Origin of the sequence: Natronoglycomyces albus, from assembly GCF_016925535.1 — a bacterium.
Taxonomy (GTDB): Bacteria; Actinomycetota; Actinomycetes; order Mycobacteriales; family Micromonosporaceae; genus Natronoglycomyces; species Natronoglycomyces albus.
In genome coordinates this window covers 3659119-3681954 of the sequence record NZ_CP070496.1, presented here as the reverse complement: position 1 = coordinate 3681954, position 22836 = coordinate 3659119, and the positions used below count along the sequence as shown (strand labels likewise).

Genomic DNA, 22836 nt, shown 5'->3' with positions numbered 1-22836 from the left:
CGAAAGGCCCCACGCCCATGAGCGACACCCTCCAAGCTCCACCGCCCGCATCGCCCCAGCTCACAGGCCGGGTGCGGCAGAGCTGGAAAATCACCTACCCACTCATCGTCGCCACCATCAGCCCCACCGTCCTCGCCATCGCCGACACCGTCATGCTCGGCTGGTACTCCACCGAAGCCCTCGCCACCATCAGCCTCGTCCTGCCCATCTACGTCTTCGCGATGGCACTCCTGGTCCCCTGGGGCTCCTCCATCCAAATCCTCGTCTCCCGCTGGAAAGGCGCAGGCGAACACGCCCGCATCAACCGGATGCTCGACACCGGCCTCCTCTTCTGCCTGGCCATCGGCGTGGGAGCCAGCCTCCTGCTCCTCACCCTCGCCCCACTCATCGTGCGGCTGCTCTCCGGCGGTAACTCCCTGCCCGCCAGCGTCGCCGCCCTACAAATCCTCATGCTGTGCCTGCCATTCGCCGCCGTCACCACCGCCTACCGTGGTGTCTTCGGCGGCCTCGGCGAAACCGGCATCGCCATGCGCGTAGCCCTCCTGGTCAACCTCACCAACATCCCCGCCACCTATGTATTGGTATTCGGGTTCGACCTGGGCGTCATCGGTTCCGCTACCGGGACACTCCTGGCCACCAGCCTCGGCATGGTCTACATCATCTGGTTTGGACGCCGCAAGCTCGGGCTCGAATACACGTTCTGGAAGCGCGCCAACCTGCGCCGCCCCCGCGAAATCGTCAACCCGCTGTCTCGCATCGGTTGGCCCGAAGCAATCATGGCCGGCAGCGTCTACGCCGCAGACATCCTCATCGTCTCGATCGTGGCCTACCTAGGCGACGTATCCCTAGCCGGATACCGCATCATGATCATCACCGTGACCGTCCTATGGGTCGTCGTCTTCAGCGCCAGCAGCGGAATCTCAATCCTGGCCGGGCAACGACTCGGCGCCGGAGACGTCCCGGGCGCGCTGGCATTCCGCCGCTCAGGTGCCATTCTCATGACGGGTATGGCAACCCTCGCGGTACTACCGCCATTGATCAACCCAAACTGGTTCTTCGGCCTCTTCACCGCAGATACCGCAGTGGTAGCCGAAGCCACCTCAGTGGTCTACATCCTGCTGGCGATGGCACCGGCGATGGTGTTCGGAATGAGCATGGCCGGAGTGCTGCGCGCCGCCGGAGACACCAAGAGCGTCATGTACGCGGCCATCGTTGGGCAGGTGGCCTTCGGCCTGCCTATCGCCTGGCTGTGCGCGGTGCACTTCGACATGGGCCTCATCGGTGTCTACTACGGACTGCTAGCGGCGCAAATCGCCCGCACGGTCATCACCTACGCCCAGTTCCGCTCCGGCAAATGGCGGGAATCCAGCGGAAAACTCGACTAGCCGCATGTCTTTGGCAGACCAATGCGCGGCCGGTCGCTCGCCACTAGGGTGGGCCTATGAGTTCCAGAACCGCAGTGGTAGCCGGAGCGACCGGCGTGGTCGGCAGCCTCGTACTGAAGGGGCTGCTGGCCCGTTCGGCTTGGGAATCGGTGCACGTGCTCAGCCGACGACCGTTGAACTTCGAGCATCCCAAGCTGACCGTGCACGAGGTTGACTTCGCCCAGCTCGATCAGCAACGCGACCTGTTCGCTGTGGACGACGTCTTTTGTTGCCTGGGGACCACCATCGACAAGGCCGGGTCCAAAGAGGCCTTCCGGAGGGTCGACCACGACTATGTGTGCAATGTGGCCGAAGCCGCCGCTAACGCCGGGGCCCGGCAATTCCTCCTAGTTAGCGCCCTAGGTGCCGACTCCGCGTCTCGTTGGTTCTACAGTCGCGTCAAAGGCGAGGCCGAAGAGACCATCTCCACCTTGCCGCTTCCGGCTACCCATATCTTCCGGCCCTCGCTGCTGCTAGGGGCCCGTGAAGAGAAGCGAACCGGCGAGAGCATAGCGAAGTTCCTGGCTCCGCTCACGTCGCCGCTGTATGTCGGGCGCTTGGCGAAATACCGCCCGGTCCAGGCCGCAGCCGTGGCAAAGCGCATGATCGACGTCGCCAAAGAAGACAAAAAGGGAACCCACGTCCACTACTTTGACTGACCCTCCGTTGTTCGCGGGCCGTTCTGCGGACCCGAGTAGCGGTGCTTGTCCATCCTCCCGTTTCGGTGGCTCCCGAGCCCGTACCGATCGTGTCGAATACGAACTGAGGCTCTGCGTGCGTCCGGACGGTCATACCTTGAGGCGCACGCCCTATTTCTTTGCCTGTTCAATCACGTCAGAATAGTGCTGTTCAAGGTAATCATGCATGATGTACTCGAAATCAGCGTGACCCGGTTCTAGCTGTCCGCCAGATCGACCTAGGCTGAGATCAGTTCTCACGCCAATAAGGATGTTGTCCTTGCGTATCCACCCTTGTATAGTGATCAGGTTATCGCCGATGCGAGAACGTACGAGGGATCGTTCATCCCACGATCCATCACTCAAATCGTGAATATAGTAGGGATGCGATCCGGGGCAGCAAATGCGAGCAAGTACGTCAATGGGATCGACTTCCTCGGTGGCAATCATGTAACCGGTATGGGCTCGTATACTGCCAAAGTCATAGTTCATTTCAAATTTGCATGCCAGATCTACATCGATCGGTCCGAAGGTGATGATTGTTGGTTCGAACGCCACCGGCACATCGATATGATAGGGATCTTTGGTGAAGTTCTCATTGACAGAATCGAAGTTGGCTTCCTGGCAAAACTCGTCGGGGTCTTCGATAAATTCAAGTGAATAGGTGTTCGGATACGAAGTCGATGTTTCCTGCGTGGGGGCTGTTGAAGAGCAGGCTGAGACCATCAAAATAGCAACGGAAAACAGGGGAACTATATGCTTCCTGGTCAAGACAAAACTCTGGCCCATAAGAACACATCCGATGCTTGAATAAAAGAGATCTCACTTGCCCGCATACTCGTTAGCTCAGCTAGCATATCCTTCATGTTTGAGTTGAGCGACTCCAGCTCCGATAGAGTCTGAGATATGTAATCTCCCAGCTGTGCGGCTGCGTCCGCGTAGAGATCCAGTGGATTTCCCTCCGTCACAGTGATCGAGTATGACCCAATTGAGAAATTCTGCGCTGCGGCCATCGAGTCAATGATGGAATCAGCTCGACTGATCGAACCTTTCCCTACCTTCATAAAGTCAGTCACTACTTTCAAAGTATCTGTAAAGTCAATTTGTGTGACTCCGACTGATTGATATAGGGAATCAATCAGAGAATGCATAAGCTGGTATATACTGAGTTGAGTAGAACGGATCGCAGCTTGATATGCTGCGGCTGTTTCTGAAATAGATGAAGCCACGAATGCATGTCGAGCTGCCGTTGGCTCTAGTTGATCGATAAAACGCTCTCGATAGACTGACGCTACGGCCTCCTGCCAGTTGTCAGGACCGAGAGTTGAACGAATACTTTGAATGTCATTCGAGCCACCGGACGTTGATGAACTTGCGTCACCAAGTCCGGTAAAGTGCCCAGCGAATTCACGAACGACCTCTAGCGCGGAGTCAGCGAATTCAGTGACTGATGAGAGATCGACGTTACTGAAAGTTCTCCACAGGTCGTATTCAGCGAAAACTTCCTCTGCGGCCCCGGTGGCATCGGCGATGATGCCAATGGCTTCGTCCCGGAACACATGGCGAAATGTGTGATCAAGGTATACTGCGTATTGACCACGAAGCGCGTATGGAAGCCCCAGTCGGCTGACCCAGTCGACTCCGTCAGGGAGATATTGTCGGTTCTCACTAATCTCATTGAGAGTGTGAATCACAGTCGCGTCTATTAGGGCAGTCTTGAGGGCGCTGTGTACTACATTAAAGTTTTCGAGGCCCCAATCTGACCGGCCCGGTAGATTTGGTTTGCTAAAGGTAGACAATATCGTTCTCCTAGTTTGCTTCATCCAGGTGATCGCGAATTGATCGAGCCTCGTCTAGGTAACTTTCAAAGTCAGCAAGTGCTCCTTCGTTCTCGGCATGGTTACGTGCCCACTGTTTGATCGCGTCTCCGTGAGATTCCAAGTTTTGATGAGCCCGCGTGAATACTGAATTCAGCTCGCCCAACAATTGGGTCATGCTCATGACTAGTGGTGCTGATTCGTCGCACACCATACCCGAACTCATCGAATCCATGCTATTGTGAATTTTCGACCTTATCTCGGCGTACCGGTCTGTCAAACTGTGCACGCGATTTCCTGCCTCCCAGAGCTCAGTTGGGTCGACATCAATATTGTAGTTTGGCACTGTACATATCTCCTGATAAGCGTAGCTCTTGTTGCAGTTTTGTCAGTGCGTAGTTGTATGTGCTTACGAGCTCCTCCGCGACTACTTGCGTATTGTTGACCCGTCCATCGGTATTAAGTCGCACGGTAAGATGGCCCATTGCGTCCATACGAACCGAGACCATTCCGCTACTGGAGCGATAGTGTAGGTTGATCGTGCTTACTTGTTCGCGGGCCCGTTTGGCCTCGCTTCGTGATTCTTGAAGTCTCTTTTCAAGTCGGGCACGATTGCTGCCGAGATCTTGAACATTCATCGTGATGCAGCCTCCAGACTAGTCTCCATGTTTTTGAGATTGCTGATGATCTCATGGCGGACTGCTTTGATGAGTCCATTCAGTTCGACTTCAACTTCAGATTCAGTCTCTTGGTCCAGTAGCATTATGTGAGGGAGCTTGCAGTCAATCAATCGGAAGTCCAACGACATTGATACAGTCAGGTCGAATTCTGATGATGTGCCAGTCACAATCGCATTCTCTATGTAGGCGTTAACGAGCGCATCGATATCGCTAGGGGCATCGCCTTGAAATATTTCTCGCGCAAGGTGTTCCAGCTCTTGTAGGTTGGGGCCAGTGGTGTTGATGATCATGTGGGGTCCAGGTAGTCCGTGCGCCAGTGTCTAGTTTTCTATGGTGGTCAGTGTATAAGGGTCCGTCAAACCGGGGCTTGCGGCGCTTGACCGGTGAGCATTTTAAGGCGTGCCCCACGGTAGCGTTATCAGAGTGTTTCGCTCGTTGAGCAAATATATAGATGTGCATAGAGGTACTCGCTCACGGTAAAATAGCCAGCGATACTCAGGTGTGACTTCGATGAGTGAGTTTTTTCATCCTGCCAGATAGGTTGATCCCGAGCCCACAAATGTGGTGCGATCGAGGCTATCCCGATCTCTCCGGTGGTTGTGCCCCTATGTCCAATGGTGGTGGAACCACTTAACGTGGCGTGCTATGCAATGCGCGGTCGCGAAGGCGGCTTGATTTGTGGAACCGTTGGAACTCGAAGAGACCACGGCCTGTGCCGCAGCGCTGGAATAATTGATCGGGTTACTGTCGCAGTTGCGCGGGTTAATGTTGTTGATCATGCGAGCATTTTCGCTACCGCGGGTGGCTAGGTTGTGTACCTTGGGAGCGGCGCCGTGCACGCATGCGGGTACAAGAGTCCGAAACCAGGCGAAGAGTTGCCTGAAAATCCCCATGCCGTCATCGACCGCATCAAAGAACGGGTAAGCCGGGGCGATTGCTTCTCGGCACTCCGCAGAAGTCCGCAACTCCAGCTGCTTAGACCTACCGCTTGTGCGACATGCCGGGTCGGCCCTTAGGCATGAGCGTCACCAATGACGGTGCTGAAGCCGGACTTGACCGGTCACTCGATGCTGTTTGCACTGCGCTGTGATGATCGGTGCCGATGTTGTCCATCTGTTGAGGGTTGGTTTATAGGTCGGCGGCCTCATCGGCCATCGCGGCCAGCTTGGTCACTGTGCGCCAGTTGCGGGCCGTGCCCGAGGTGCCGCTCTTGCGCATAAGCGCCGCAGCGAGTTTGCTGCGGCCCATCCCATTCGGCAGATACATGTACAGCTCGCGCCCCACGACCGCCGCCGCTTCGGGCGCGAACGACTCCAGGTCAACCCCCGCCACTGAAGCAGGTTCGTTGCCGGGCATGAACACCACCTGCAGTTGCTTGGGCTCGGCGTCGCGGTCAAGGAACGGATTGGCCGCGACCACCTCATGTAGCTCGGCCTGAGTGCGGACAATGACCTCGGGCTCTACTGAGCTGGACTCGGCGAAAGCCGTCCGCAACGTGGCCGCCACCTCGTCGGGGTCCTGCGACGCCGTAAACACGAGGTTGCCGCTTTGCACATACGTGCCGACGTTGCCGTAACCGCATTCGGTCGCGATTTGCCGCACGTCGGCCATCGAGATGACAGATGTGCCGCCGACATTAATACCGCGCAACAAGGCAACCATCGCAGTCATGAGCACAGCTCCCCATTCGTCGAGTTCTTCATAAGTTAGACCCTAGTGACAGTGACTGACATAGAGGCTTATGCAAAAGGTACTTTCAGCGTTCTCGTCGGCTTGTTTACCTGCGTAAACTTCGCCTCCTGCGGCCTTGAATTTGCACTTTTGCATAAGCCTCATAGTTGACGGCTTGGCGTCCTGGAAGCTGCGGCACTTCGACTAAGTCCAGCCAGCTACCGGGATACGCATAGGGGTTGGCCCGGTTTGTGGCGGAGAATCCGCAGTTTCCGCAGCTGGGGTTATGCGACGGGACTGTGGCGGACGTCGAATGCCGTCGCTAGCAGCAGGCTGGCAGTTTCGGCCTCTCAGGCCGCTACGAGTGCCCGATGCTCAGTCGGGCGGACTCCAAAGTGGCGTTTGAAGGCAGTGCTCAGGGCGTAGGCGTTGGAATAGCCGACGTGTCGGGCGATGGCGTCCACGGTTTTGTCGGTGCGTTGCAGGAGGTCGGCGGCGACGCTGAGTCTCCAACCGGCCAGGTAGGTCATGGGCGGCTCACCCAGCAGTTCGCTGAAACGGCGGGCCAGGGTGGCTCGGGAAACTCCGACTTCGCTGGCCAGGCGAGCGACCGTCCACGCTTGGTCTGGTTTGGCGTGCATGAGTCGGAGAGCGGGGCCAATGGTGGGATCTCCCATGGCCCGATACCAGGGAGGCGGGCATCCTTCGGGGCGCGCAAACCATTCGCGCAATGTGGCCAGAAGGATCAAATCCAACAGCCGGTCAAGGACGGCTTGTTGTCCCGGGTCCTCGCGCCCTATTTCCGTTTCAGCCAGGTCCAATAGAGGACTGAGTTGGCCCTGGTCGGGGACGACCAGCACCGGAGGCAAAGCGGTGAGAAGCCGTTCGGACACTCGCCCGTGCACCTGGTAGGTGCCTGTGATAAGGGTGTTGGGGCTTTCGGTGCTGTCGCCGCAGGTGCGTACCCCAAGCTGGATATCGCTGCTGACGTTTTCGCCCGTATCGTATTGACATTCGTTGGGGCCCAACATGATGTAGCGCGGCGGAGTATTGAGGTGCGGATCGTCGGTGATGGTGAACGGAGTGGGGCCGAGGACGATGGCCACGTCACGGGTGGCGATCGGCACCGGGTCGTCACCGTCGGAGGTGATCCAGCCGCTTCCTCGCAACATGGTGACGACGGTAAGCGGGGCGCGATCGGCTATGCGAACTTTCCACGGCGGATCCAGTAGGTTGCGGCCGAATATCGCGCCGTTGGAGCGTACTTCGTACAGCAAGCCAGTCAGTGCGTCCATGTCCTCATATTAGACGCTGGGTTATCAGACCATGCTCCTGTGCGTTTGAGAGTCTCATTGCCCGGTGGCGGTCTGGGTGGTTTTGCCATCGTGGTGGGTGGCGAATACTCACTTAGGTAGTCGCGCCACGGTGATGTAGCTGGCCGTCGCGCGCGGGATTTCGCAGGCGGAATTCCTGATTCCCTCGCCATGATCACAGCTTCCCAATTGACCTATCAATGGTAATGAATTTCATTAACGTAGGCGTATTGAGGTAAGTAGTTCTCCCTTCGAGGCGATTCTTTCCGGATCTTATTGGGGAAGCGAGTCCGCTTTGCGGCAGATTCGATTCCACCGGTTCCCCAGGCTTTCATAGCAATCAGGCTTATGCCCCAGCCAAAGTGGATCTTGACCGCCACATCGCGTGTCCGCATTGCTCTTGCGGCACCGTGCACATGAGACGATAATGAGTAGATGAGTCCACGTAATGAAGGCAACTGCAATAAGTGCGGTACGCCAGTCAAAAGCCGGTACTACAACCTATGCAAACCCTGCGAAAAGCGAGTCGAACGCGAAGCGGAAGAGCGCTTTCGGGAAAATTGGCCCAGGCTTTGAGCGAGGAAAGTCAACCCTGAACAGCTACCGCCTTTATCCCCGCGTTAACCCCTCAGCTCCACCGCAGCCGATCGGCGGTCTTCGAGCGCACCAGATACGATCTCGCCTTGCTGCCTGTGGGTTAACAGCCTGGTTGCCTAGGTGGTGTTTGTGAGCGCGGGTAAGGTGCGGCGAGAATGTCGCCCGTCCGTAACTTGCCCCGCGCAAAACCACATGTGGGCTAAATTTGCGAGCCTGGTGTTCTCCCAGCCTGAATGCCAACCGGCCCAACGTCATCGAGGCCCAGAGGTAGCTAGGCGGCTGCGGCTTGCTCATCGAGCTCAAGCCCCGACGCCCGATGGTCTTACTGGTAACCCCTCACCTTGGCCGCAAACGCAGTTACAGGGAAGAGCATGTACGCCGCAGCGGGCCTAGCCTCGGCCATGGGCTGCCCCCGGCCTCAGGTTGAGACGCCAGATTATCCATCTGATCGTCACAGCTATTCAGAGTCTCGAAAATAGGGCCTTAACTGGACCCATGAGTCAGAAAACCTTCACTGTCATCGGCGGCACGGGCAAGACCGGCCGCCGCGTCGTAGCGCAACTTCGTGGGCATGGGCATCAGGCCCGCCCGGTCTCGCGCAGCACGGATGTCCGCTTTGACTGGGACGACGCGGACACGTGGGCCTCGGCGCTGGAGAACAGCGAGGGCGTCTACATCATGCAAAACGACGCCGATGATGGCACGATGCTGCGGGGTCTCGTGGCCCAAGCCCAGCGGTCGGGCGTCAAACGACTGGTCTTGTTGTCGGCCCGTGAATGGGTGGACCTGGGCGACGATGTGGCAATATTGCGCGAGCAGATCGTGCGACAGTCCGGTATGGAATGGACGATTCTGCGGCCGGTGTGGTTTGCGCAAAATTTCAGCGAAGAACCTTTTATTAGCGACGATGTGGCTGCGGGCGAGTTGCGCGTGACCACAGGCGATGGACGACACCCGTTTATCGATGCCGAGGACATCGCCGCCGTTGCGGTTGCGGCCCTGACTGAGCCGGGTCATCATGGCCAGATATATGAACTGACCGGGCCGCGAGCCCTCACCTTTGCCGAAGCGTTGGCCGAAATCTCCCAGGCCACCGGGCAGCAAGTGCGGCACGTCCACTTGTCCGATGAGGAGTATCTGCAGCACTTGACCGCCAACCACTACCCGGAGCCGGTGGCTGAGGCCGTGGTGAATCTTGCCAGATTCATCCGCGAAGGTAAGGACGCTCGACTTTCCGATGGGGTGCGGCAAGCGCTGGGGCGAGCGCCACGCGATTTCAGCGAATACGTGCGAGAGTCGGCAGCGGCTCGAGCATGGTCCCCGTCTTAGAAATCAGTACCGAGAGAAAGAGTCTTATGAGTATCGAATCCCAAGGACACGAAATCCGTCTTGCCTCCCGCCCACATGGGGAGGCTAGCGCCGAGAACTTCCAGCTAGTGAAAACTGACATCCCGCAGTTGCAAACGGGAGAAGTCTTGGTGCGTAATAGTTGGATGTCCGTCGACCCATATATGCGGGCGCGGATGAATGACGTGCCGTCATATTTGCCGCCGTTCCAGATCGACCAGCCGTTGGAGGGCAGTGCGATCGGGGAGGTCATTGCCTCTGAGTCGCCCGAGGTTGAGGTCGGTACGCAGGTGTCGCATTTCGCCGGCTGGCGTTCGCATGCGGTGGTGGGCGCGTCCGATGTCATTCCCATCGATACCTCCCTGGCGCGGCCTGAGGACTATTTGGGGGCGTTGGGCACCACTGGTCTTACTGCTTATATCGCGCTGAAGGAGACCGCGCCGGTTGAAAAGGGCGATGTGGTCTTTATATCCGCTGCGGCGGGGGCTGTGGGGAGCGTGGCCGGGCAACTGGCCCGTCACTTGGGCGCTAAGACAGTGATCGGTTCCGCCGGTGGGCCGGTGAAGCGTCAGCGTCTTATTGATGATTTCGGTTTCGATGTGGCCTTGGACTATCGGGCCGCGCCCATTGGGGAGCAGTTGGCTCAGGCCGCGCCCGATGGGATCGACGTGTATGTGGACAACGTGGGAGGCGACCATTTGGAGGCGGCGCTGGATGCTATTCGCATCAATGGGCGGATCGCGTTGGTCGGGGCTATTAGCAGCTATAACGCGACTGGGTCGGTGCCTGGGCCGCGTGATTTCGCGCGGGCGATTTCTAAGCGGCTGTCGTTGCGGGGCATGCTGGTGTTGGACCATATGCACCGGTTCCCGCAGTTCGTGCAGGAGGTGGCTCCTCTAATCGCCGATGGGACGTGGAAGGTGACTGAAACGGTGGTCGAGGGGCTGGAGAATGCTCCCGAGGCGTTCCTGGGGGTCTTGCGCGGCGATAACACTGGGAAAATGCTGGTCAGGATCTAGGTAATAGCTGTGGTGGCCCGTCTCCAGCGGAGACGGGCCATTTTGTGTCGCTGGCGGGTGGGTCGGCTCCCTGGTCGGGCCCGTGGGGAGGGGCGGCGGGTGTCAAGGCACGTACGGCGGTGCTTGCCAAGAGCGGGAGGCAAGGGCTAGTGTGAGTACCAGTGCAATAGTACATTGCACAACCTGGGGAAGTGCCAAAGAACGGAGCCCACGCATGTCCGCACCCAAACCGTGGCACGGCATCATCGTCGCCACCAGTCTGCAATTCAATGATCAGCTAGACATCGACTTGGGAACGTACGGCGACAACGTCCGCTGGCTGGCCGAGCAGGGCATGGACGGCGTCGCCCCCAACGGTTCCCTGGGCGAATACCACACGCTGAGCTGGGAAGAACGCGACAAAGTGGTCGAGACTGCCGTGGCCAACGCCCCCGAAGATTTCACTGTCATGCCAGGAGTTGGGGCGTACGGGGGGCGCGAGTCCCGGCGTCACGCCCAAGTGGCCAAAGACCTTGGCGCACACGCGGTCATGGCGCTGCCGCCAAACTCCTATCCGGCCGACGAGCGCGCCGTCCTCAAACACTTCGAGCTCATCGCCTCGGTGGGCCTACCCGTCACCGCGTACAACAACCCCATTGACACCAAAGTGGATTTGACGCCGCAGATTTTGGCTAAGCTCAGCCAAGAGGGCCTCATCGTCGGCGTCAAGGAGTTCTCCGGCGATGTTCGGCGCTGCTATGAGATCAGCGAGCTAGCACCAGAGCTGGATCTGATCATCGGCACCGACGACACGGTCGTGGAAGTCGCCATCGCCGGAGCAGTGGGTTGGGTCGCGGGCTATCCGCAGGTTTTCCCGCAGGCATCACGGAAGCTGTACGACGCCGCCCGCTCCGGCGATATGGAGACAGCCTTGCCTCTGTATCGCCAACTTCATCCAGTGCTGCGGTGGGATTCCAAAATCGAGTTCATTCAGGCGATCAAGCTGGGGCAAGACATGGTCGGCCGCACCGGAGGTCCCACGCGCCCGCCGCGCGAACCACTCACCGCGCACAGGGAGTCCATAGTCCGCGAAGCTACCCAGAAACTCATCGACGCCGGAGTCTCCTAATGCGTTCAACCTTCGCCTACTCGGCCGTGGACTCCCACACCGAAGGCATGCCCACCAGGGTCATCACCGGTGGCGTGGGGGTGCTACCCGGCGCAACGATGAACGAGCGCCGCACCCGGTTCCTCGCCGAACGGGACGGCCTGCGCAAGCTGCTCATGCGGGAACCGCGCGGCCACTCGGCCATGTCCGGGGCCATTCTCCAGCCGCCCACGCGGCCGGACGCCGACTATGGGGTTCTCTTCATCGAGGTCTCGGGCTGCCTGCCCATGTGCGGACACGGGACCATAGGGGTGGCCACCGTCCTAGTGGAAACCGGAATGGTCGAGGTGACCGAGCCGGAAACCATCGTCCGGCTCGACACCCCCGCCGGTCTGATCGAAACGCGGGTGCTCGTCGAGAACGGGGAGGCCAAGGCCGTCACTATCCGCAATGTCGCCTCGTTCGCCGTCGAACTTGACGCCGAAGTAACAGTGCCGGGCTTCGGAGTAGTGCGCTACGACATGGCTTATGGCGGCAACTTCTACGCCATGGTCGACCTTGAATCGCTCGACATCGCCTTCGCTCGCTCCAACGCCCCGGCCATGATCGAGGCGGGTTTGCGCATCATGGAGGCCATCAATGACCAGCGCCCCGTTCGTCACCCCACCCGACCCGACATCAACGCGTGCCATCACGTGCATTTGACCGCCCCCGGCTCGAACGCGCATCATTCACGGCACGCGATGGCGATCCACCCCGGTTGGATCGACCGGTCGCCCTGCGGCACCGGCACCAGCGCCCGCATGGCCGCGCTGCACGCCCGTGGCCAGCTGGGATTGCATCAGGAATTTGTCAACGAGTCCCTGATCGGCTCGCGTTTCACCGGTAGGCTCATCGAGGCCCGCGGCGTCAACGGGATCAACATGGTGACCCCGCAGGTCACCGGCCGGGCGTGGATTACGGGGACGGCGACCTACCTCCTCGACCCATCCGACCCGTTCCCTGAGGGCTTCGACCTCAGCGGTGACTGACCGGCGTTCAGCCCAGGAGGTCTAGTACGGTGCTGATTCACATAAACTGGCACAGGAAGCTACCGCTACCGGCCATAAGGGGGCATCGTGGCGACACCATCAAGCGAAGAGCGCCTCAATCTGCCTGCCTTTGGGAAGCGGCTCAGCCTGCGTCAAACCGTGGTGGAGTCGCTGCGGGGCCTGCTCATCAGCGGGCAAATGAAGCCCGGCGAGCTGTACTCGGCTCCCAAGTTGGCCGAGCAGTTCGGCATCTCGGCCACGCCTGTACGCGAAGCGATGCTGGACCTGGTGGCAGAGGGCCTCATCGAAGTAGTGCGCAACAAGGGATTTCGTGTCACCAAATTGTCCTCAGAAGAACTAGACGAGTTGGCCGAGATTCGCAGGCTCATCGAACCGCCCATTATGGCGGCGGTGGCCGCCAACCCGGACCCTGTAGTCAAAGAGCAAGTGGAAGCGCTGCGCATCGAGGCCCGCGCCATTGTGGAGGCGGCCAAGACCAAGGACTTCCTCACCTACGTCGAACTCGACACCCAGTTTCACCTAAAGTTCTTGGCGCTACACGGAAACCAACGGCTCGTGGCCGAAGTCAAGGAACTACGGGGCCGCTCCCGACTCTTCGGTCTCGACGCCCTGTCGGAATCGGGCAGGCTGGAACGCATCGCCCAACAACACGAACAGCTGGTCGACCTAGCGCTAGCGGGCGACGCACCTGGCATCAAGCAGCTTATGGAAGAGCACATCGACCACATTCGCCAAGAACTGGCCGAAGAAGTCACCCACGACTGAAACCGTCCCTGGTGATGCCATGAGCCGCGTCATCGTCATCGGCGCCGGAATCATCGGAGCCGCCGCCGCGTTCTACGCCACCCGGGCCGGGCTGGATGTCATCGTGATCGAGCGGGACCGACCCGCATCTGGCACCTCGTCGCGCTGCGAAGGAAACATCCTCATCTCCGACAAGGAACGCGGCCCGGAGCTAGAGCTCGCCCGGATTTCTCTGGGGCTGTGGAGGAGCGAGCTGGCCGAGTTCGGGCACCTCTGGGAGTTCGAGTCCAAAGGCGGCATCATCGTGGCTTCCAGGGAATCCGCAGTGGAACCCCTGGAGACGTTGGTTGAAACCCAACGAAGCTACGGCATCGAAGCGCAGCGACTTGACGCCGAACAACTGCGCGAGCTGGAACCCCACGTCACGCCCTCGGCGCTCGGCGGGGCGCTCTATCCCGAAGACAGCCAAGTGCAGCCGATGCTCGCCACCGGTGGGCTCCTTAAACTTGCCCGCGACAACGGAGCCGTGCTGCACGTCGACACGACCGTGACCGGCTTCCTACGCGATGGCGAGCGGATCACCGGAGTACGAACCAACCGGGGCGACTTCTTCGCCGACGATGTCGTCAACGCCGCCGGAACCTGGGCGGGCCAAGTCGCGGCGCTGGCCGGGGTGAGTGTTCCCGTGCTTCCGCGCAAAGGCTACGTTCTCGTGACCGAGCCTTTGCCTGTCATGGTGCGGCACAAGGTCTATGCGGCCGAGTACGTCGACAACGTCGGCTCCTCAGACGAAGGTCTACAATGCTCACCCGTGGTCGAGGGCACCCCCGCCGGAAACATCCTCGTCGGCTCCAGCCGCGAACGTGTCGGCTTCGACCCCAGCCTCAACACCACAGCCCTCAAAACGATCGCCGCCAACGCCATCGAGTTGTTTCCGTTCCTGGAACGGGTTGCGATCCTGCGCCACTATCACGGATTCCGGCCCTACTGCCCCGACCATCTGCCCATTATCGGTCCCGACCCGCGCGCACCTGGACTTTGGCATGCCTGCGGCCACGAAGGCGCCGGAATCGGGCTCGCCGCAGGCACCGGCAAACTCCTCGCCCAAGCCATGGCCGGGGTTACCCCGGAAATGTCGCTAGAGCCGTTCGCACCCCAACGCTTCGAGGACCTGGAGGTTTCATCATGACCAATCGGCCACCGTCCGCGCCGCAGGTGAAACTCACCTATCGCGGCCAGGACATCACCGCCTCAGCGGGGCAAACAGTCGCCGCCGCGCTGATACGGAACGGTATTTCAGCCTGGCGGATCACTCGCAGAGGCGATGTTCCACGAGGGCTGTTCTGCGGCATCGGCGTCTGCTACGACTGTCTGCTCACTGTGGACGGTGTGTCTGGGCAACGCGCCTGTCTCGTAGAGGTCGTAGACGGCATGCGACTAGGAGACGCGCCCGACGTGCCAGGAACGGAGGAACAATGAACACCGACCTGGTCGTCATCGGAGCTGGCCCCGCTGGCCTGGCCTGCGCCGTGACGGCGGCGGAACAAGGAGCCACCGTGGTTCTCATCGACTCCGGACCCCGGCCCGGGGGGCAATTCTGGCGGCACGGCAACCAATACACCACCTCGGCCCAAGGCCAAGGCCACCACAACTGGAAGACATTCCTCGACCTGAAGAGACGCCTCGATCAGGCAATCGACAACGGAGCCATCCGCTACCTGCCGCGAACCCACGTGTGGATGCTGGAAAACAACGGCGACTTCATCACCCGCACTACGACCGAAAACCCGCCGGAGCCCAACGCGCACACCGCCATCCGCAGCCGCCAGCTCGCCCTCTGCACCGGTGCCTACGACCGGCAACTACCCGTGCCCGGATGGGACCTCCCCGGCGTCATGGCCGCCGGAGGAGTACAGGCGTTCATCAAAACCAACGGATTCTCACCGGGTACGCGGGCCGTCGTCGCCGGGACCGGCCCCTTCCTGCTCTCCGTGGCCGCCAGTATCGTCCACACCGGGGCCACCGTCGCCGCCATCTGCGAGGCCAACCCTCCCACCAAGTGGCTGCCTCGCCTGCATCGGGCCGCTTCGGTGCCCTCCAAAGCCATGGAGGCGATCGAGTACGCGGCCACCCTGGCACGCCGCCGCATCCCCTACCGCACCCGCACCATGATCACCCGCATCATCGGCCAAGACCGGGTCGAAGCCGTGGAGACAACCAGGTTGGACCGCGCCGGCCGCGTCATCGTCGGTGCGCGGCGAGAGATTCCGTGCGACCTGGTAGCCCTGGGCTGGGGGTTCACCCCCCAACTGGAACTACCCCTAGCGCTTGGCGTCGAGACCCGGGTCGACGACGACGGCTCCCTGGTATGCCGCGCGGACGACCAAGGACGCACCTCCGTACCCGGGCTCGTCGTCGCGGGCGAGTCGACCGGCGTCGGGGGAGCGGCACTCGCCGTCGCCGAAGGACACGCGGCAGCCCACGCCGTCACCGAATCCCCGGTGCCGAAACGCATAACCCGCACCGCCAAGCGACTACGCGGCTTCGCCCAAGCCATGCACCAAGCCCACCCCATCCCGACCGGCTGGCAAACACCACTGACACCGGACACTGTGGTGTGCCGCTGTGAAGAAGTGACCGTTGACGAGATCACCACCGCCGCTACCGACATGGCGGCAACAGACCCCCGCAGCGCCAAATCCTTCACCCGCGCCGGAATGGGCTGGTGCCAAGGCCGCGAATGCGGCTTCGCCCTCACCTGCATGAACTCACACGACCCCATGCGAGGCGACGCCGAGGAACTCCGAGCCATCCACAAACGTCCACTCGCGACCCCCATTCCACTCAGTGCCCTGAGCAACATGACAACACCACCGGCCACACCACCGCGAAAGGACAACGCATGACCGAAAAAACCAGCCACGCCGAAACCAACCCCAAAGTGGACGCCGCGACCCAGTCATTCGACGCCCTCGCGAGGCTCACCCCCGCGCGTCGCGCCGAACTACTCGACGCCATAGCCGCCGCCCTAGACGAAAGGGCCGACGAGCTAGTCCCTGTCGCAATGACCGAGACCCACCTACCCGAAGCCAGACTGCGCGGCGAACTCAAACGCACCACCTTCCAACTACGCCTCTTCGGCGAAGTGCTCCGGGACGGCGGCTACCTCGACGCGCGGATCGACCACGCCGACCCCGACTGGCCCATGGGAGCACCCCGCCCCGACCTACGCCGCGTCCACCAACCACTTGGGCCGGTCGCGGTCTTCGCGGCCAGCAACTTCCCCTTCGCCTTCTCCGTGGCAGGCGGTGACACGGCCTCGGCGCTGGCGGCGGGCAACCCGGTGATAGTCAAGGCCCATCCCGGCCACCCGCGGCTGTCCGAGTTGACCGCGCGGACGGTTATCGCCGCCCTTGTCGACTTCGGATTGCCCGCAGGGGTCTTCGATCTCGTATACGGGACGGAGGCGGGGCGGCAACTCGTTCAGCATCCGGGCATTCGCGCCGCCGGATTCACCGGCTCGATCCAAGGTGGACGAGCGCTATTCGATCTGGCCGCAGCCCGCCCCGAACCCATCCCGTTTTACGGTGAGCTGGGCTCCAACAACCCGGTTTTCGTGACCGAGACTGCCGCGAACGCGCGTGCGGGCGAGATAGCGCAGGGGTTCATCGACTCGTTCACGCTTGGCGCCGGTCAGTTCTGCACCAAGCCTGGCATCCTCGCGGTTCCGGCGGGTTCGCAGATCGTGGCGCGGCTGCGGGAGGCCGAGCTGCCTGAGGTGCACCCGATGCTGAATGAGCGCATCGAATCCGGCTTCCGGCAGGCGCGGGCGGACCTCACCGGGCACGTGGCGGTGAAGCCGCTAGGTGAGCGTGAGGATGTGGCGCTATTCCAGACCACTGCCGAAGCGGTCCTAGCCGACCCGCAGACGCTACAGAGTGAGTGTTTCGGCCCTGCCGCCTTGGTCGTGGAATACACCTCCCAGAGTCAGCTGCTGGAGCTCGCGGAGAGCTTCGACGGTCAACTAACGGCGACGATCCACGCCGAACACGGGTGCGACATTGGAGACCTAGTCCAGGTGCTGGCCAGAACCGCGGGCCGGGTGCTGTACAACGGCTGGCCGACAGGCGTTTCGGTCACCCACGCGCAGCAGCACGGTGGCCCTTACCCGGCCACGACGGCAGCCGGAACCACCTCGGTGGGAACGGCCGCCATCGGCCGCTTCCTGCGACCGGTGGCCTACCAGGGCTTCCCGGACTCCGCCCTGCCCGACGCCCTCAAGGAGTCAAACCCGCTGGGCCTACCGCGAATGGTCGATGGGGTAAGGGTTTAAACTGCTGATTCGCCCTTAGTGCCCCGTTTTCGATGGCCGGTTTTCAACGGTCTTTCACCGACTCCCGCCAAAGCGCAGCGAGCCGTTGTTGTTCAGCTGTTGGCCGGGGATGAATTGGAGTTTTGGTACGCGCTCGGCTTCCAAGACCATGTGGGTGTCGAAATTTTGCTGTGGGGTGTCGATGGACGCTGCCTTACGCATAATCTCGTACCAGTACGGCTCGCTGCCCGGATGGCGTTCGATCCGTTCCCTCACTAGGGCTACTGGGTTAAATTCACAGTCAAGGAACTGTGTCTTTCCCTCGGGGACTTCCACGTCGATGCTTTCGGTTATCGGCGAGGTAAGTCCATATTGTTCGCCCGTGGAGGGGTCGCGGAACCCGCGCAATGTCACCTGCACTCGATGGGGGCCCGGCCGGACGGGTATCACCCAGTTGCCCCAGCGCTGTGGCAGCGAATGGCCATTGACGCTGACCTCGGGCGGGGAGAGCCAGTCAACGTAGCTGTTGGAGTAGAACAAGATCCGATGGCGGCGATCGTGCAGGCCGTGGGCCCAGAAACTGATCAGATGCAAGGCGTCCCGGCTGGGCCGCACCCGTAGGCAAAGGGAAGCTGGCGCCTTCGGAACCGGGGCGCCCAATGGCACCACCATGACCGGATGGTCTGCGAGTGCCGATGGTGCGACAGCTTCGCCTGGCGGAACGTCGACCCCGTCGAACATGCGGACATACTTGCGGCGTTCGAAGAGGCGCGCCAGCGGGTCGTGAAAGAACCCTGGCACGACTCCGGCGGCCAAGCCAACTAGCGACCAGCTGCTGCCTTCGTGGCCTAGGGCCGTGGCGGCAATGGCGACCAGGAGCACCCCGATGATCGCAAAGGCCAAGCACGCCAAGGCGATAACACCACCGACCATCGCCCGAGGCGGAATCTCCCCCTGGGCGCGGCGGTCGATGTATTCACGCGGGCCCAGCAGAATATCGAGCGAGCGTTGATCGGCCACTGTAGCCATACACAGCTGGAGTGTCTCTTCCGCAACGATGGTGACAGTCTGAGTGGCGAAGTGGTGGTCGTCCTTGACTTCGACGAGATGTTCGCCTTCGTCCAATGTCACATGCGCTCGACCGCGACCCACAGGGACGGCCTCACCGTCGATGGCCACCAGCGGCATCGTCGTCTTTTGCCATTCTGAAGGCTGGCTTGGGTTTTCCACCCACTCGGGTTCGAGATTTGTCAGGTGAGAGGTGCGCGGCTCGAATACCAGCAACTCCAGGACCCCAGTTGCGGAGGTGTGGGCGCGGTCGACCCGTTCAGCCTCGACGGTGAGCGGAGAGACCGGTTTCGGCTGGGTTGCGAAAACCGCCGCGAAGCGAACCTTCGTTGGCTTGGTCATGGCTTAACTCAAGGGCGTCTACGTCGAGGCCATCGAAGATGGCGGCCAGTTCCTCATCGGTTCCTTCCCAGTCGTTCGCCGCGTTCGTCAGATTCTCCGAAAACGTGCTGAGCGTCTGTGACGCGGCCCCGGTAAGTTGGCTGAGCTCCTGGACCTTCGCGTTGTAGTCGTTGGCGAAGAACAGGCCGCACACTCCCCACGTGAGATCCTCTGACTGGGCGGTGGAGACCACGTCGGCCACTCCCGAGGTGTCCTCGCAGATATGGCTGATGACGGGGGCTGCCTCGCGAAGCGCTGAAATGGAGATCGCGCCACCGCCGCCGCCTGCGCTAGGAGCCTCACCGCTGACCCCGTCACCGCCCAGACTGGAACTGGAGTTTTGCAGGGAGGCGATGGCGATACCTGGCAAAGAGTCGGTGAGGAACGTGGCGAAGGCGTCCTTGAGAACCGCGAATGCCTGTTTGACGCGGTTGATGAATGAGGTGGCGCGCATGGTGACCCGCGCGCTCTCGGCGACCGCCAGCCCGACCGCTGAGGCGAGGGTGGCTCCGAAAGTGACCATCGCGGCGGCCACTTTCGGGAAGATGACGATGATGAGGAAGCGCAAGAGTTCGCTGATCAACCACTTGATCGCCTCTTTGATGATTTCGGCCAAGGCCTGCGCCCAGCTGAGGACGTTCTCCAAGCCGTTTGCGGCTTTGGCCAGTCTAAACAATGCCGCCGCTAGGTCGTCGATGCGCTGCTTTGCGCAGGTCCCGTCGCTTGTGGTCCATTCGGCCAACGGGGTGAGGGTCTCGGCCAGCCCTTCGCTGAGCTTGACGTCCGCCTCGCATACGCGGCCCCAGATGGTGGCCGCGTCGCGCATGTCGCCCGGTGACCCGCTGACCCATTCGAGAGCGTCCTCTAGGGGTTGGATGAGGCCGACGAGGAAGTCCAGCCCCCAGGAGATGAGGGTGCCCAACGGGTCGGAAGCCAGCGAACTGGCTTGGAGACCAAGGTCGAGCACCGAGGCCATGATCTGCGTTCCGCCTTGTGCCAACGTGGATTCGCCCGTGCCCATGTCCCATAGGGCCGAAACGGTGTTGTTTCCGTGGCTGATGACGGGGATCGCTGTGACGCCACCCTTGATGTCGAATACTCCCAGTAGCGGGTCGCCACCGCCGACGTCGGTATCCACTTCAACGCGTTCGTAGTTCATGGGGTGTCCTTAAGGAAAGGTGCATGACATAGTAAAAATACTCGATGACCACCAGTGACAGCGCCCGTGGAGCCGTGCGAAGGCGGTTTCATCCACAGAGGTGTTAATTCGGCGAGTGGGCCGATGTGTCCCCTTTGTGCTTAAAGCTTTCGAACCACGGCCTACGCGATCTGGCCTAGTCGAAGGTGATGACGAGTCGGCTGAGGGGTTTGTCGACAATGCGGCCGGTGACTAGGTCATCCGTGGGAGTTTCGGCCGGGTAGGCGTAGATGCGGGGTCGTTGGGTTTTGCGGGCGTTCTCATTCCAGGCCCGTATGTGGTCGATCATGTGCTCGGCGAGGGTGTCGCGTTCGGGGCCGAAGGCTTGCACGCCCAGTTCGACCCGGTCGCGGTTGGCGGATTCGCGCATGATCACGTAGGCGAGGCTGTGCGCGTTCCAGGTGGCCGAGGCGCCGCTGGGGGCGACCCATCCGTGCGGGTCGCGAGCGGCGGCGAAGGGCGCGATATAGACACGGCCATATTGGCGACATGCCATTGCCATCCACAGGTCGAGCTCGGAAAGAGTACCTGCTTCGTGGCCGATGGTGATGCGTGACCACCGTTGAGTGCCTGCGGCGGTCACGCTGGCTTGTAGAGCCGCTGGGTCGATGGGTTGGTCTTCGCCGACTTCTAGCGTGATGCCTTCGGTTAGTTCGAAAAGCTCGTCGGCGGCGGCTGTCGAACCTTGCATGGAGATGAATCCGCACGGTTCGATGGATTCGCTGACCAGGCGGTCCTCTTCGCGGACGAAGCCGATCGAGCGTGTCAGGCTGCGGATCGTCAACGGTACGACCATGCGTCCGCCGATGGCGAGCTGTTCGAACCACGCTGGCGGGATGTCGGCGGCCCCGGTCGTGACGGATATGAGCGAGAAGGGGGCCGCTGAAGTGTCGCCGTGGGCTCCGTCGGCGCATTTGACCGTCACGTTGTCATAGCCCAGTTGGGCGAGAGTGTGTGCGCCGATACTGACCATTTCGGCGTCGATGTCGATGGTGACCACGTGGCCTTGCTCTCCGACCAGATGGGCCAACAATGCTGCGTTATAGCAGCGCCCAGCACCGATTTCGAGGACTTTTGTGCCTGGGCGGGGGAGCGCTTGCTCAAGCTGCAGCGCGACGATCGTCGGTTGCGACACCGAGGATGTGGGGCGGCCTTCGGTGTCCGTTTTGGTGAGGACGACATCGTCGCGGTAGGCCTGTTCCAGGTCCACCTCGGGTACGAAGCGGTGTCGAGGCACGGTGCGTAGCGCTTCTTCGAGCCGAGCTGAGCGAACCACCCGTTGCCTGATTAGGGAGTCGACCAGTTCGTTTCGCATCCAGCGAGCGGTCGAGTCGAATCGGTCGTCTGGGGAAGGCTGTGTCACGAAAGCTCGATGGCTCCTTCCATCATGGACTCGGTTCGGGCGCGGTGTGCTCTGGCCTGTATTACTTAAACTCTCGGGTTTATGTGGAACTGGTTAGATAGTTAGATTCAGATTCTACGTCGGTTAGTTGGAATCTGACCTTTCGCTTGTTACTTGACAAATTCTAATTATCGGACCGTATCTGAGTACTAAGAGGTGAGTTGTGGATTTGTGGAAGGTTGCAGATAAGAGTGAGGCCACGTGGTTGATTGATCTGTGCGGCGAAGAAGATACTGGTTTCGCGGTGCCGCCGTATCCGGAAGGCTTGTGGATCTTGCACGCCCTGTACGAAGCGGCCAGTGAAGACATCATCTCGGAATACCAGGCCGCCTCGAAAGCCAAGAAGGATCTTGACGAGGAGCCCAAGTGGATATGCGACCCTGGTGAGGGGTGGCGACGGTTGCGGTGGCACGAACTGTCTGAGCGCACAGGCGAGCCAGTGGTCGCTCAGCAAATGCAACCGGCATGCCGGTTGCCCTCGTTCATGGCGTTTCCATCTCTCATACCACGTAGTAAATTGGCCAACCATATTCTCTGGCCTGATGACGGCTATATGGACCGGGAGAGTTTCCATCGGCTCGCGGCGGTTCTGCGTCGCTTCTCGGGCAAGGAAACACCAGTATTCGCACACTACTGTGCTCTATTCAGCGAGGATTCGGATTTCCCCTATGTAGTTGAGGCGCGCCTCAAAGACTTGGAAACTGTGGAAACACACACGTTCTCGCCCGGCCCAGCCAATCTTTGGCCCGCAGATCGTTCGTGGGTGGTGTACACCGACTGGGATTTGTGGGGCACCAGAGTCACTGGTCCGCCGGAGCTGCTGAAAATGATCGTGGCGGACGACTTCCTCGAGACCGTTTGGCTACCGTTGCCGGAGTCCCCATGAATCAGGTCGACCAAGGCCATTTGGGTTTGGACTTTCTCATTCAAGCCACTAAGCGTGATCGATTCACATCTTTGGTGCCGCCGAGACATCGTCGAACTTCATGGGACGTCGCGAGCCCCGAGCTAGAGCCCCCGAAAGCGCTTATGCCGTCGATTAAGTAA

Annotated in this window: 22 protein-coding genes; 12 read left to right on the top strand and 10 right to left on the bottom strand. The window is 60.8% G+C overall.

The genetic code is table 11. The features are described from left to right. Positions 1–17 precede the first annotated feature (17 nt). Positions 18–1385, top strand: a complete 1368-nt coding sequence (locus tag JQS30_RS15685; protein WP_213171175.1) for an MATE family efflux transporter — start codon at positions 18–20, stop codon at positions 1383–1385. Positions 1386–1441: 56 nt separating this feature from the next. Further along, the gene (locus tag JQS30_RS15680; protein WP_213171174.1) at positions 1442–2083 is read left to right on the top strand and encodes an NAD(P)H-binding protein; all 642 of its coding nucleotides are present in this window, start codon (positions 1442–1444) and stop codon (positions 2081–2083) included. Between the two features lie 150 nt (positions 2084–2233). On the opposite strand, the gene JQS30_RS15675 is transcribed toward JQS30_RS15680, so the two are convergent. The 7 genes from JQS30_RS15675 to JQS30_RS15650 all read right to left on the bottom strand — a co-directional run bounded on the left by JQS30_RS15675 (position 2234) and on the right by JQS30_RS15650 (position 7564). Then, positions 2234–2872, bottom strand: a complete 639-nt coding sequence (locus tag JQS30_RS15675) for a hypothetical protein (RefSeq protein WP_213171173.1) — start codon at positions 2870–2872, stop codon at positions 2234–2236. Beyond that, a complete protein-coding gene (locus JQS30_RS15670; RefSeq protein ID WP_213171172.1) occupies positions 2869–3900 on the bottom strand; it encodes a hypothetical protein in 1032 nt (343 codons plus the stop codon). Before JQS30_RS15670 ends, JQS30_RS15675 begins: the two co-directional genes overlap by 4 nt. Before the next feature lie 10 nt (positions 3901–3910). Beyond that, positions 3911–4144, bottom strand: coding sequence for a hypothetical protein (locus tag JQS30_RS15665; RefSeq protein WP_213171171.1), 234 nt, complete (start codon positions 4142–4144; stop codon positions 3911–3913). A gap of 100 nt (positions 4145–4244) precedes the next feature. Next, positions 4245–4556: a YbaB/EbfC family nucleoid-associated protein gene (locus tag JQS30_RS17915; RefSeq protein ID WP_484555215.1), complete on the bottom strand. Its 312-nt coding sequence runs from the start codon at positions 4554–4556 to the stop codon at positions 4245–4247. Continuing rightward, positions 4553–4888: a hypothetical protein gene (locus JQS30_RS15660; RefSeq protein ID WP_213171170.1), complete on the bottom strand. Its 336-nt coding sequence runs from the start codon at positions 4886–4888 to the stop codon at positions 4553–4555. The genes JQS30_RS17915 and JQS30_RS15660 overlap by 4 nt, the downstream gene beginning before the upstream one ends. Positions 4889–5726: 838 nt before the next feature. Continuing rightward, entirely contained in the window at positions 5727–6269 is a 543-nt protein-coding gene (locus JQS30_RS15655; RefSeq protein WP_213171169.1) for a DUF1697 domain-containing protein, read from the bottom strand. 350 nt (positions 6270–6619) lie between these two features. Next, complete coding sequence (locus JQS30_RS15650; RefSeq protein WP_213171168.1) at positions 6620–7564, bottom strand: AraC family transcriptional regulator; 945 nt, start codon at positions 7562–7564, stop codon at positions 6620–6622. A 1110-nt stretch (positions 7565–8674) separates the two neighbouring features. Between JQS30_RS15650 and JQS30_RS15645 the strand changes: the two genes are divergently transcribed. The 9 genes from JQS30_RS15645 (at position 8675) to JQS30_RS15605 (ending at position 17761) form a co-directional block, all read left to right on the top strand. After that, complete coding sequence (locus JQS30_RS15645) at positions 8675–9508, top strand: NmrA family NAD(P)-binding protein (RefSeq protein ID WP_213171167.1); 834 nt, start codon at positions 8675–8677, stop codon at positions 9506–9508. A gap of 26 nt (positions 9509–9534) precedes the next feature. Next, positions 9535–10545 (top strand): NADP-dependent oxidoreductase, encoded by a 1011-nt coding sequence (locus JQS30_RS15640; RefSeq protein WP_213171166.1) that lies wholly within the window; start codon positions 9535–9537, stop codon positions 10543–10545. 214 nt (positions 10546–10759) lie between these two features. After that, complete coding sequence (locus JQS30_RS15635; RefSeq protein ID WP_213171165.1) at positions 10760–11653, top strand: dihydrodipicolinate synthase family protein; 894 nt, start codon at positions 10760–10762, stop codon at positions 11651–11653. After that, the gene (locus JQS30_RS15630) at positions 11653–12663 is read left to right on the top strand and encodes a proline racemase family protein (protein ID WP_213171164.1); all 1011 of its coding nucleotides are present in this window, start codon (positions 11653–11655) and stop codon (positions 12661–12663) included. The genes JQS30_RS15635 and JQS30_RS15630 overlap by 1 nt, the downstream gene beginning before the upstream one ends. Positions 12664–12750: 87 nt before the next feature. After that, a complete protein-coding gene (locus JQS30_RS15625) occupies positions 12751–13449 on the top strand; it encodes a GntR family transcriptional regulator (RefSeq protein WP_213171163.1) in 699 nt (232 codons plus the stop codon). A 19-nt stretch (positions 13450–13468) separates the two neighbouring features. After that, the gene (locus tag JQS30_RS15620; protein ID WP_213171162.1) at positions 13469–14617 is read left to right on the top strand and encodes an NAD(P)/FAD-dependent oxidoreductase; all 1149 of its coding nucleotides are present in this window, start codon (positions 13469–13471) and stop codon (positions 14615–14617) included. Beyond that, positions 14614–14907: a (2Fe-2S)-binding protein gene (locus JQS30_RS15615; protein WP_213171161.1), complete on the top strand. Its 294-nt coding sequence runs from the start codon at positions 14614–14616 to the stop codon at positions 14905–14907. The genes JQS30_RS15620 and JQS30_RS15615 overlap by 4 nt, the downstream gene beginning before the upstream one ends. Continuing rightward, positions 14904–16334, top strand: a complete 1431-nt coding sequence (locus JQS30_RS17595) for an FAD-dependent oxidoreductase (RefSeq protein ID WP_213171160.1) — start codon at positions 14904–14906, stop codon at positions 16332–16334. Before JQS30_RS15615 ends, JQS30_RS17595 begins: the two co-directional genes overlap by 4 nt. Then, on the top strand, positions 16331–17761 hold the full coding sequence (locus tag JQS30_RS15605) for an aldehyde dehydrogenase (NADP(+)) (RefSeq protein ID WP_213171159.1): 1431 nt from the start codon (positions 16331–16333) through the stop codon (positions 17759–17761). Before JQS30_RS17595 ends, JQS30_RS15605 begins: the two co-directional genes overlap by 4 nt. Before the next feature lie 54 nt (positions 17762–17815). On the opposite strand, the gene JQS30_RS15600 is transcribed toward JQS30_RS15605, so the two are convergent. The 3 genes from JQS30_RS15600 to fxlM all read right to left on the bottom strand — a co-directional run bounded on the left by JQS30_RS15600 (position 17816) and on the right by fxlM (position 21750). After that, on the bottom strand, positions 17816–19150 hold the full coding sequence (locus JQS30_RS15600) for a hypothetical protein (protein WP_213171158.1): 1335 nt from the start codon (positions 19148–19150) through the stop codon (positions 17816–17818). Next, positions 19068–20348: a hypothetical protein gene (locus JQS30_RS15595; RefSeq protein ID WP_213171157.1), complete on the bottom strand. Its 1281-nt coding sequence runs from the start codon at positions 20346–20348 to the stop codon at positions 19068–19070. The genes JQS30_RS15600 and JQS30_RS15595 overlap by 83 nt, the downstream gene beginning before the upstream one ends. 175 nt (positions 20349–20523) lie before the next feature. Next, entirely contained in the window at positions 20524–21750 is a 1227-nt protein-coding gene (gene fxlM / locus JQS30_RS15590) for a methyltransferase, FxLD system (RefSeq protein ID WP_213171156.1), read from the bottom strand. A 202-nt stretch (positions 21751–21952) separates the two neighbouring features. On the opposite strand from fxlM, the gene JQS30_RS15585 reads away from it, so the two are divergent. Then, positions 21953–22675, top strand: coding sequence for a hypothetical protein (locus tag JQS30_RS15585; protein WP_213171155.1), 723 nt, complete (start codon positions 21953–21955; stop codon positions 22673–22675). Positions 22676–22836 lie beyond the last annotated feature (161 nt).

What these genes read in the sequence shown, in the direction of transcription:
- JQS30_RS15640 (WP_213171166.1), top strand. Translation starts at nt 9,535, where the DNA reads ATGAGTATCGAATCCCAAGGACACGAAATCCGTCTTGCCTCCCGCCCA.
- JQS30_RS15650 (WP_213171168.1), bottom strand. Translation starts at nt 7,564, where the DNA reads ATGGACGCACTGACTGGCTTGCTGTACGAAGTACGCTCCAACGGCGCG.
- JQS30_RS15685 (WP_213171175.1), top strand. Translation starts at nt 18, where the DNA reads ATGAGCGACACCCTCCAAGCTCCACCGCCCGCATCGCCCCAGCTCACA.
- JQS30_RS15655 (WP_213171169.1), bottom strand. Translation starts at nt 6,269, where the DNA reads ATGACTGCGATGGTTGCCTTGTTGCGCGGTATTAATGTCGGCGGCACA.
- JQS30_RS17915 (WP_484555215.1), bottom strand. Translation starts at nt 4,556, where the DNA reads ATGAATGTTCAAGATCTCGGCAGCAATCGTGCCCGACTTGAAAAGAGA.
- JQS30_RS15620 (WP_213171162.1), top strand. Translation starts at nt 13,469, where the DNA reads ATGAGCCGCGTCATCGTCATCGGCGCCGGAATCATCGGAGCCGCCGCC.
- JQS30_RS15595 (WP_213171157.1), bottom strand. Translation starts at nt 20,348, where the DNA reads ATGAACTACGAACGCGTTGAAGTGGATACCGACGTCGGCGGTGGCGAC.
- JQS30_RS15665 (WP_213171171.1), bottom strand. Translation starts at nt 4,144, where the DNA reads ATGAGTTCGGGTATGGTGTGCGACGAATCAGCACCACTAGTCATGAGC.
- JQS30_RS15600 (WP_213171158.1), bottom strand. Translation starts at nt 19,150, where the DNA reads ATGACCAAGCCAACGAAGGTTCGCTTCGCGGCGGTTTTCGCAACCCAG.
- JQS30_RS15645 (WP_213171167.1), top strand. Translation starts at nt 8,675, where the DNA reads ATGAGTCAGAAAACCTTCACTGTCATCGGCGGCACGGGCAAGACCGGC.
- JQS30_RS15615 (WP_213171161.1), top strand. Translation starts at nt 14,614, where the DNA reads ATGACCAATCGGCCACCGTCCGCGCCGCAGGTGAAACTCACCTATCGC.
- JQS30_RS15680 (WP_213171174.1), top strand. Translation starts at nt 1,442, where the DNA reads ATGAGTTCCAGAACCGCAGTGGTAGCCGGAGCGACCGGCGTGGTCGGC.
- JQS30_RS15660 (WP_213171170.1), bottom strand. Translation starts at nt 4,888, where the DNA reads ATGATCATCAACACCACTGGCCCCAACCTACAAGAGCTGGAACACCTT.
- JQS30_RS15635 (WP_213171165.1), top strand. Translation starts at nt 10,760, where the DNA reads ATGTCCGCACCCAAACCGTGGCACGGCATCATCGTCGCCACCAGTCTG.
- JQS30_RS15630 (WP_213171164.1), top strand. Translation starts at nt 11,653, where the DNA reads ATGCGTTCAACCTTCGCCTACTCGGCCGTGGACTCCCACACCGAAGGC.
- JQS30_RS17595 (WP_213171160.1), top strand. Translation starts at nt 14,904, where the DNA reads ATGAACACCGACCTGGTCGTCATCGGAGCTGGCCCCGCTGGCCTGGCC.
- JQS30_RS15605 (WP_213171159.1), top strand. Translation starts at nt 16,331, where the DNA reads ATGACCGAAAAAACCAGCCACGCCGAAACCAACCCCAAAGTGGACGCC.